Source organism: Planktothrix sp. FACHB-1355 (assembly GCF_014748295.1).
Classification (GTDB): Bacteria; Cyanobacteriota; Cyanobacteriia; order Cyanobacteriales; family Aerosakkonemataceae; genus Aerosakkonema; species Aerosakkonema funiforme_A.
The window spans coordinates 1-8,556 of record NZ_JACJUP010000171.1; the positions used below are offsets into that span (position 1 = coordinate 1).

8 protein-coding genes are annotated in these 8,556 nt (G+C 43.4%); 4 read left to right on the plus strand and 4 right to left on the minus strand.

The annotated features are described in order from the left end of the window. Positions 1-920: pentapeptide repeat-containing protein (locus H6S82_RS10180; RefSeq protein WP_242056892.1), on the plus strand; the 920-nt coding region annotated here is incomplete at its 5' end. 326 nt (positions 921-1,246) lie between these two features. On the opposite strand, the gene H6S82_RS10185 is transcribed toward H6S82_RS10180, so the two are convergent. The 4 genes from H6S82_RS10185 to H6S82_RS10200 all read right to left on the minus strand — a co-directional run bounded on the left by H6S82_RS10185 (position 1,247) and on the right by H6S82_RS10200 (position 4,254). Beyond that, a complete protein-coding gene (locus H6S82_RS10185; RefSeq protein ID WP_190464904.1) occupies positions 1,247-1,450 on the minus strand; it encodes a hypothetical protein in 204 nt (67 codons plus the stop codon). Positions 1,451-1,519: 69 nt separating this feature from the next. Then, on the minus strand, positions 1,520-2,212 hold the full coding sequence (locus H6S82_RS10190; RefSeq protein ID WP_190464905.1) for a Uma2 family endonuclease: 693 nt from the start codon (positions 2,210-2,212) through the stop codon (positions 1,520-1,522). Positions 2,213-2,533: 321 nt separating this feature from the next. Beyond that, positions 2,534-3,295, minus strand: a complete 762-nt coding sequence (locus H6S82_RS10195; protein WP_190464906.1) for an Hsp20/alpha crystallin family protein — start codon at positions 3,293-3,295, stop codon at positions 2,534-2,536. Positions 3,296-3,504: 209 nt separating this feature from the next. Continuing rightward, positions 3,505-4,254 carry a 4'-phosphopantetheinyl transferase superfamily protein gene (locus H6S82_RS10200; RefSeq protein WP_190464907.1) on the minus strand — a complete coding sequence of 250 codons (750 nt, stop codon included), beginning with the start codon at positions 4,252-4,254 and terminating at the stop codon, positions 3,505-3,507. Between the two features lie 40 nt (positions 4,255-4,294). Here H6S82_RS10200 and H6S82_RS34330 point away from each other — a divergent pair, with 40 nt between their 5' ends. From H6S82_RS34330 to H6S82_RS10210, 3 genes are all read left to right on the plus strand, one after another. Then, positions 4,295-6,493 (plus strand): condensation domain-containing protein, encoded by a 2,199-nt coding sequence (locus tag H6S82_RS34330; protein WP_255512229.1) that lies wholly within the window; start codon positions 4,295-4,297, stop codon positions 6,491-6,493. Positions 6,494-6,503: 10 nt separating this feature from the next. Next, positions 6,504-7,733 (plus strand): non-ribosomal peptide synthetase, encoded by a 1,230-nt coding sequence (locus H6S82_RS34335; RefSeq protein WP_255512230.1) that lies wholly within the window; start codon positions 6,504-6,506, stop codon positions 7,731-7,733. Next, positions 7,730-8,556 (plus strand): condensation domain-containing protein (locus tag H6S82_RS10210; RefSeq protein ID WP_242056893.1); only part of this gene is annotated, 827 nt, incomplete at its 3' end. The genes H6S82_RS34335 and H6S82_RS10210, both read left to right, overlap by 4 nt.

The following is an 8,556-nucleotide window of genomic DNA, read 5'->3' on the forward strand; positions in this document are numbered from 1 at the left end:
GGGGGAAGGCGAAGGATTATTTGCTTGGGGGGAAAGTGTTGACTCAGGCGATGGTGTTTCAGAAACAGGAAGGTGGAAATCTAAGGTTATCGGATTTGGGGAAAGAATTTATTCGGAAAAGTTTGAGACACAGACGAATCGGAACCCTCAAAACAGCTAATCTTTTTACAGTTCCTCTTTTCATTGCATTTGTAGCTGCTATTCCATTTTGGAGAAAAGCTGCCGAACAGAAGGCTTGGGAGACAATTAGAACTCGTGGTTTAGGAACACGAGAAGCATTGGAGTTGTTGACAGAGGGATGCCAGAAGCGCAAATCTTTACAGTGGATACCTAATTACTTAAAAGCTCTCTTGTTTGGCAACTGTGCCAACTTTATTGGTATCGACCTCATGTATGCCAAGCTCAGCGATGCAGACCTCAGCCGTGCTAACCTCAGCCGTGCTAACCTCAGCCGTGCTAATCTCAGCCGTGCTAATCTCAGCCGTGCTAACCTCAGCCGTGCCGACCTCAGTCGTGCCGACCTCAGTCGTGCTAACCTCACCGATGCCAATCTCAGCGGTGCTAACCTCAGCGATGCAGACCTCAGTCTTGCCAACCTCAGCCGTGCTAACTTACTCTTTACTGACTTCAGTAATGCAAATCTTCTCGTTACCATCCTCGTCGGTGCCAACCTCAGCGAGGCCAACCTCTTCCGTGCCATCCTCGTCGGTGCCAACCTCAGCGAGGCGAACCTTAGCAAGATCAACATCAGCGAGGCTTACTTCGACTGTATTACAGTTCACAGTCCGGTTAACAGTGAACGACGCTGTACCAAATTCACAAATTCTAAAAACCTAACTCCCGAACAAGTTAAATCTGCTAAGAATTGGGAGCAAGCAATATACGATGAAGAGTTTCGTAAAAAGCTAGGCTTGAAATAGAAAGCGGGAAGATGGGGGAATCGTTTTTGACCGTCGAAAGGTAACAGCAGCATCGGAGGTTTTTCAATGATGTCAGTGGAGATAGAAACTTTTGTTGAGAGACGGTTGGGAGTTTCGCAAAAAGCGATTAGTGAATTTTGTCAGCGTTGGCAGATGATTGAATTTGCTGTATTCGGTTCTGTTCTGAGGTCAGATTTTTGTTTTGATAGTAACCTTTGCACCGGAAATCAGCCCGCCTGCGATTCAAATCGTTGGCAACGCTTGCAGCCCGCCAGGGGTTCAAAGCCCAGGCTAATAGCGAAAGTCCATTGAAGTGGACTGAAGAATTATTGATAAGTTTTTGGTTTTTCAGTCGGTTTTAACCGACTTTTGCTATTAGCCCGGAAATTGATTTCCGGGCGGGTGTGGACAACATCACCGAGAAACTTTTTAACATTATCATTGATTTTCGAGTGGGTGTGGATGGAAAAACGATATGCTTTTTTTTGGATGTGGGGAAAGTGCGATCGCATATATCGCTCTTTTGTCATCAAAGTAACAAAAGAGCGATAATTAACGCAAAATAACGATCGCGTGAACTTCTTTTGAGTGCGATCGATCTAAATATCTGGATCTATCCCTAAATCTCGCAATCGTTGAGCTAATCGATCGGCCCGTTGAGCTTCCTGCGCGGCCCGTTGAGCCTCATATTTAACCTGTTCTTCAGGCGTCAAATAACGTTTTCCCTCAGCGTCATACCAATACAACCATTCTCTTGTCACCCCAGAATAATTTCCCCTCTCACAACCAATTCCTAAACCTATTTCCGGCATCCAAATTGGATTTCCTGACTGTAATTCATAGTTGCCATTAACTAATTTATGGACTTCCAAACGTGGTTTGCGGCGACGGCGGGAGGAATAAATGACATAATAAAGTATGCCTAATTCTTGATATTCAACTAATTTATCGCTGTATTCCTTCCGATAGTTTTGTGAAACAACTTCTAGCACCAAAGTTGGTACGACATTTTCATCCCACAATACATAACTGGGACGTAATTCTTCATCATAAAACCGTTCCACACCTAAACTTAAGAAAGCATCTGGTACGATCGCGGGGTAGTCAGGGTGATAATAAATACCCATATCGATGCCAAAAAACCAATCCATGCGTTCTGCCCAAAGAATGAGCAAAATTGCCTTTAGCAACCCTGGTATTAATTCTTGCAGTTCATTATCCACAGGTGTCTCATCAGAATCAGGTAGTTCTTCGGCAGAGGGCAAGTATCTCGGCAGCTGGTGCTTTAACATAGCAGCTTTCCCTAAAACTCACTTACAGCTTTTAATTTTATCAAATTTTTTTTGGTTAAATTGGAGGGGCAATTTATGAATTGTCCTTACAATCTGATTTGGGCATGGCGAGCTAGTTATGGTACAAACTCTGGAAAATGTGGAATAAATTTTAATGCGATCTCAGCACATTCAGATGAAGAAAGGAAGAACTATATTATCAGGAATAATGTTAAGAAGGTGAGTAAACTTAAAGTTTACTCACCTATAGTAGCAGATTGCAATTATAGCAATTCTAAACGATCCGTAAAAGCTGCTTTCCTTTCTGTGCGCCCTTTACAGTTAATTAGCGCTCAAAATCGACCATTTCACGGTTTGAGTACCGCTGTTGTCATAATATACGCCTTGTTGGTCGTTGTTGATGAAGGATACAGTTTCGCCCGGTTGAAGCTCAACTTTTTGTCCTTTGCCGTGAGCAACAGCTTGGTCATTTTTGAGAGCGACTAATGCAGCTGGTTTGATGTGGGAGAAACGCACATAGGGTTCTCGTCCGGAATTCTCCGGATTGCCATTAGCATCTACTGGATTGGCAAATATCCATGAGTCACCGTAGTTCCAGTCGCCCTCGGCTTGAATTTGCAATGTTATCTTTATATCGGATTCGTTAGTTAAGCTGGGAAGGTTTTGTTCCTCATTTGCGTAAACAGTAAGTTCGCCTGTGGGTAGTTCATAAGTTTTATTGTCCGGCTTAGAGACAATAGAACCTTCTTTTTGAACGTGTACGGGTAAAGGAATTGTCCGTTGGAATTTTCCATAGCGGAATTCCGATCGGAAAAATCCTTTGTCTTCAGCTTTGTGTTCGTAGCGGTGTTCGCCCGCAATAGAAACAGCTTCCCGCGTGACTTGGATATCTAAATCTTTTGCTTCCATACCGGGAAGTTGCACCCGCAGGATTAGGTTAGTATCTCTGTCTTGAAGTTCAACCGCAGGTATCCAAGTCATCTCCGACTGTTGGTTGTTTCCTGCTAATTCCTCAAACAACTCGTCAAACTGACGGCGTAAGGTTTCTATTTCTCGGAATGGTTGCCAACGTATAAGTGCCATACGTCAATTACCTCCGTAATAGACTTGATTAACTAAGTTGTTTTGGTTCTTGAGTAACACGATTGAATCTATTTTGCCTGGGGCAAGTAAATAGTTTTAGCTGAAGGTTGATAACATCTCTAACTGATTTACTTGCCTTTAATTTCATGTTCTCCTAACAGCACAATTTCGTCAGTGGGGAAAACCCTACTTATGCAGTGAGACTTTCACTACTCCACCCATTCCCAGCAGCTGATGTTAAAGCCGAAACCTTGTAGTGCGATCGCACCCACGTAGCCAGGAAAAGGGTTTAAATGCTGGAGGAACCAAGCTGTGGCTAATTGTCGATCGCCTTTAATGCTGAGTAGCCTAGCCGGTTCTCCCGGCGCTAAGGAAACATTAAACTCATCTAGGGGTAAAGCTAAGCCATCGCCAATTGCTTTGATGTAAGCTTCTTTGCGAGTCCAGCAATTAAAAAATGCAGCTTGTTTTTGACTGGGATCGATGTCGCGCAACACGGCATATTCTCGCTCAGAAAAGAAACGCTTGGCAATTTGTTCCGCATCTTCCATCGGACGGATTTGTTCGATATCGATACCGAGTTCGCGATCGCTTGTAACCGCATATAAAGCGACCCCATCAGAGTCAGATAAATTAAATCGAATTGTATCCCCACCGCAGCTTTTTGCCAATGCAGGTTTGCCGCGATAAGCATAATCAAAGTGCAATCGATCGGGCGACATATTCAAGTAGCGACCCAACAGCGTTCTGAGAATGCCACGGCGAACAATGAAACGTTTTTTATGCTGCTCAAAATAAAAGCGATCGGCCCTCTTTAGCTCATCCGCAGAGAGAGTTTGTGCCAACTGTAAAACCCGCATCTCTGGCAAGTCAAGATCGGCACACCAAATATGAATATCATTACTCGACAATGTAAAGTCTGCTGGTGGAGTATCCCAGAGACAACCAGAAACAGCCATTATTAGTTATCCTTTACGAGGGAGAAACAAAAGAGAGATTATGTCAAATTTTTCCGAAAATCCAAATACAGATAATCTAGTCAAAGTCAATCTTCCTCAAGAAGAAGATGTTTTCATTTTTCCTGCCTCTTTTGCTCAGCAACGACTCTGGTTTATCGACCAATTGGTTCCCGGTAATAGCTTTTATAATGTGCCGACAGCAATTCGTCTGACAGGTTCGCTCAAGGTAACCGCATTAGAGCAGACATTGAATGAAATTATACGACGACACGAAGCTTTGCGTACCGCATTTGGGATGATGGAGGGGCAACTGGTGCAGGTAATTGCTCCTACTTTTAACACATCCCTATCCGTATTCGACTTGCGGCATTTGCCGACAGAAGAACGGGAGGTGGAAGCAAAGCGCATCGTCACCGCAGAATGCGATCGATGTTTCGATTTATCGACTGGCCCATTGCTGCGATCGATGCTGCTTCAGCTTGCCGATACAGAACATATTTTATTGCTGAATATGCACCATATTATCTGCGATGATTGGTCGATTGGGGTACTAATTCGGGAACTGAGCGCTATCTACACAGCGTTTGCACAAAACCAGCTTTCTTATCTGCCAGAATTACCTTTACAATATGCAGATTTTGCTCACTGGCAGCGCGAATGGTTGCAAGGAGAAATGTTGGCAAATCAGTTAGCTTACTGGCGACAGCAATTAAACGGAATTTCTATATTAAATTTACCTACAGACAAACCTATATCGGCCAAACAAAGCTATCAAGGAGCCAGGGAATTTTTAGAATTACCAAAACATTTAGCAGATGCCCTAGAAACACTTGCTCAGCAAGAAGGCGTTACCTTATTTATGACATTGCTGGCGGCATTGCAAACCTTGCTTTACCGCTACACCCATCAAGAAGATATTGCAGTCGGTTCGCCGATCGCCAATCGTAACCGCAGCGAAATTGAAGGATTAATTGGTTTTTTTGTCAATAGTTTGGTGTTGCGTACAAACTTAAGTGGAAACCCAACTTTTCGGGAAATGCTAGCGAGAGTCAAACAAGTAACGCTGGGAGCCTACAGCCACCAAGATTTGCCTTTTGAAAAGTTAGTTGAGGAACTGCATCCAGAGCGAAACTTGAGCCGACATCCGTTATTTCAAGTGGTGTTTGGTTTCGAGAATGCCCCAATGTCTGCGCTAGAACTGCCCGGTTTATTGCCTAGTTTTATGAATATTGATTTTACCACAACTCGCTTTGATTTGGAATTGCATTTGTGGAAGTGTTCGGAGGATTTCCGAAGTTTATGGGGAGGAAAGTGGGAGTATTCGGAGGGGATTAGAGGCGTAGTGGTTTACAACACGGATTTATTCGATCGAGCCACGATTGTGAGGATGTTGGGACATTTTAAAACGCTGCTGTCAGGTATCGTTGCCAACCCAGAACAACGGATTGCTAATTTACCGTTATTGAGCGAAGCTCAACTATATAAGATATTAGTGGAATGGAATAACACGCAGGCAGATTATCCTCAAGATAAGTGTATACATGAATTATTTGAAGAAAAAGTGGAGCAATATCGTGATGCGATCGCAGTTAGTTTTGCAGGCAAGCAACTTACTTACGGAGAGTTAAATATACGCAGCAACCAACTAGCGCATTATCTCCAAAATTTAGGTGTAGCTTCGGAAGTTTTAGTCGGCATCTGTATGGAGCGTTCTGTAGATGCGATCGTCGGGTTATTGGCTATCCTAAAAGCGGGGGGAGCTTATGTGCCTTTAGACCCAACTTATCCGTGCGATCGCTTAAATTTTATGCTAGAAGATGCCCAAGTTTCAATTTTGCTAACACAAGAGAATTTGGTTAAGTATTTCGACAAGTTCTCCAAGCCAGTCGTTGATATAAATAAAGACTGGGAAATTATCGAGCGAGAAAGCAAAGAAAACCCAAACAGCAGCGTGACAAGCGATAATTTAGCTTATGTAATTTACACTTCTGGTTCTACAGGAAAACCCAAGGGAGTAGCCGTTACTCACAAAGCTGTAAATCGCCTTGTCTGCAACACAAACTATGTGCAAATAGCACCCGAAGATAAAATTGCCCAAGCCTCCAATACTTCCTTCGACGCAGCGACATTCGAGATTTGGGGAGCGTTACTTAACGGCGCTCAACTTGTGGGAATTAGCAAAGAGATCGTCCTTTCGCCAAACGAATTGGAATTGCAACTTCGCCAAAAAAAACATTAGTATTTTATTTTTGACTACAGCCTTATTCCAACAAATTGCCAGAATTGCTCCCCAAGCTTTTACTGGGTTGCGATACTTGCTATTTGGCGGTGAGAATGTCGATCTCAGATGGGTGCAAAAAGTTTTGAAAAAAGGAGTGCCAAAGCACTTAATTCATGTTTATGGCCCTACAGAAAGTACAACCTTTTCATCTTATTATCCCGTGCAGGAAATACCAGAATCGGCCACATCTATTCCCATCGGTCGCCCGATCGCCAACACGCAAATTTATCTGCTGGATGCACATTTACAGCCTGTACCTATTGGCATTGTTGGCGAATTGTACATTGGCGGTGATGGACTGGCGCGAGAATATTTACACCGTCCCGAATTAACTGCCGATCGCTTTATTTCCGTTCCAGATCCAAGAAACCCGGTTTCTTGGAGAAACCGGGTTTCTGTCGAAGAAACCCGGTTTATGTCAGCGCGTCTTTATAAAACTGGTGACTTAGCCCGCTATAAACCAGATGGCAATATTGAGTTTTTAGGGCGCATCGATAATCAAGTCAAAATTCGCGGTTTCCGCATTGAATTAGGAGAAATTGAAGCCGTACTTTGTCAGCATCCAGAAGTAGCAGAAGCTGTTGTAATTGTCAAAGAAGAAGTACCGGGCGATAAGCACTTGGTAGCTTACATCGTTCCTGAAAAACAACTAATTAATCCAAAATCCAAAATCCTCTCTTGCGAAGGTGGGCATCGTGACGGTCACCGCCAAGACGCCCACTTCGCGCAAAATCCAAAATCGTATGACTGGCGCGAGTTCGCGAAACAGAAATTACCAGACTACATGGTGCCTTCAGTTTTTGTGATGCTGAAATCCGTACCGCTGACATCGAACGGCAAAGTCGATCGCACTGCCTTACCTACGGTAGATACGCTCAGTTTTAATATAGAAGAAAATTATATAGCACCTCGCACTTCTGTCGAAGAGGTGCTAGTAAAAATTTGGGCTAAAGTTTTGGGAAGACAGCAGTTAGGTGTCCAAGATAACTTTTTTGAATTGGGCGGACATTCTTTACTCGCAACTCAATTAACTTCGCGAATACGCGATGCTTTCCAAATAGATTTGCCTGTACGCATATTGTTTGAAGCACCCACTGTGGCGAGTTTAGCTAGGTACATTGAAACAATGTCTTGGGCAGCGAAAAATTTGGATAGCAGTAACTCTACGACAAACGATCGAGAAGAGGTAGAATTTTGAATATAGTTGAGTTTTTATCCCAGCTTCGCAGTCTAGATATTCAGGTTTTTGTTGATAGCGATCGCATTCGTTGCAATGCGCCTGAAGGAGTTATCACACCTGAACTGCGTGCGGAAATTCAAGAACGCAAAACCGAAATTATTTTATTTTTAAAAGCTGCTAATTCCACAAGTAAAAACAATACTATATCTCTCGTACCAATTTCTCGCGATCGAAATATTCCGCTCTCATTCGCACAACAAAGATTGTGGTTTCTAGATGGTTTAGTCCCCAACAATCCCTTTTATAACGTTCCGGCAGCAGTGCGTCTCACAGGCTCGCTCAACTTAGAGGCGCTGTCACAAACTTTTAATGAAATTGTGCGGCGTCACGAAGCTTTGCGTACCACTTTTGTAACAGTTGAAGGGCAACCAGTTCAAGTAATTCATCCTGCCTTAAAAGTATATCTACCCATCATCGATCTGCAAGATTTACCACTAGGAGAACGAGAAAAAAAAGCGCTACGACTGACAGCACAGGAAGCTCAAAAACCTTTCAATTTATCCACCGAGATATTGCTGCGAATAACGCTGCTGCGACTGAGCGCAACAGAACATATTCTCTTATTGAATATGCACCATATTGTCTCCGATGGTTGGTCGATCGGCTTATTAATTCAAGAACTGGCAATCCTCTACACAGCCTTTGCCAACGAGCAGCCTTCTCCTTTGCCAGAACTACCAATTCAATATGCAGATTTTGCCTATTGGCAGCGCGAATGGTTGCAAGGTAAAGTGTTAGAAACCCAACTTAGTTATTGGCGGCAACAATTAAACGCTATTTC

Coding starts and splice junctions, on each gene's coding strand:
- H6S82_RS10200 (WP_190464907.1), bottom strand. CDS start 4,254: ATGGCTGTTTCTGGTTGTCTCTGGGATACTCCACCAGCAGACTTTACA.
- H6S82_RS34330 (WP_255512229.1), top strand. CDS start 4,295: ATGTCAAATTTTTCCGAAAATCCAAATACAGATAATCTAGTCAAAGTC.
- H6S82_RS10190 (WP_190464905.1), bottom strand. CDS start 2,212: ATGTTAAAGCACCAGCTGCCGAGATACTTGCCCTCTGCCGAAGAACTA.
- H6S82_RS10195 (WP_190464906.1), bottom strand. CDS start 3,295: ATGGCACTTATACGTTGGCAACCATTCCGAGAAATAGAAACCTTACGC.
- H6S82_RS10185 (WP_190464904.1), bottom strand. CDS start 1,450: ATGACAAAAGAGCGATATATGCGATCGCACTTTCCCCACATCCAAAAA.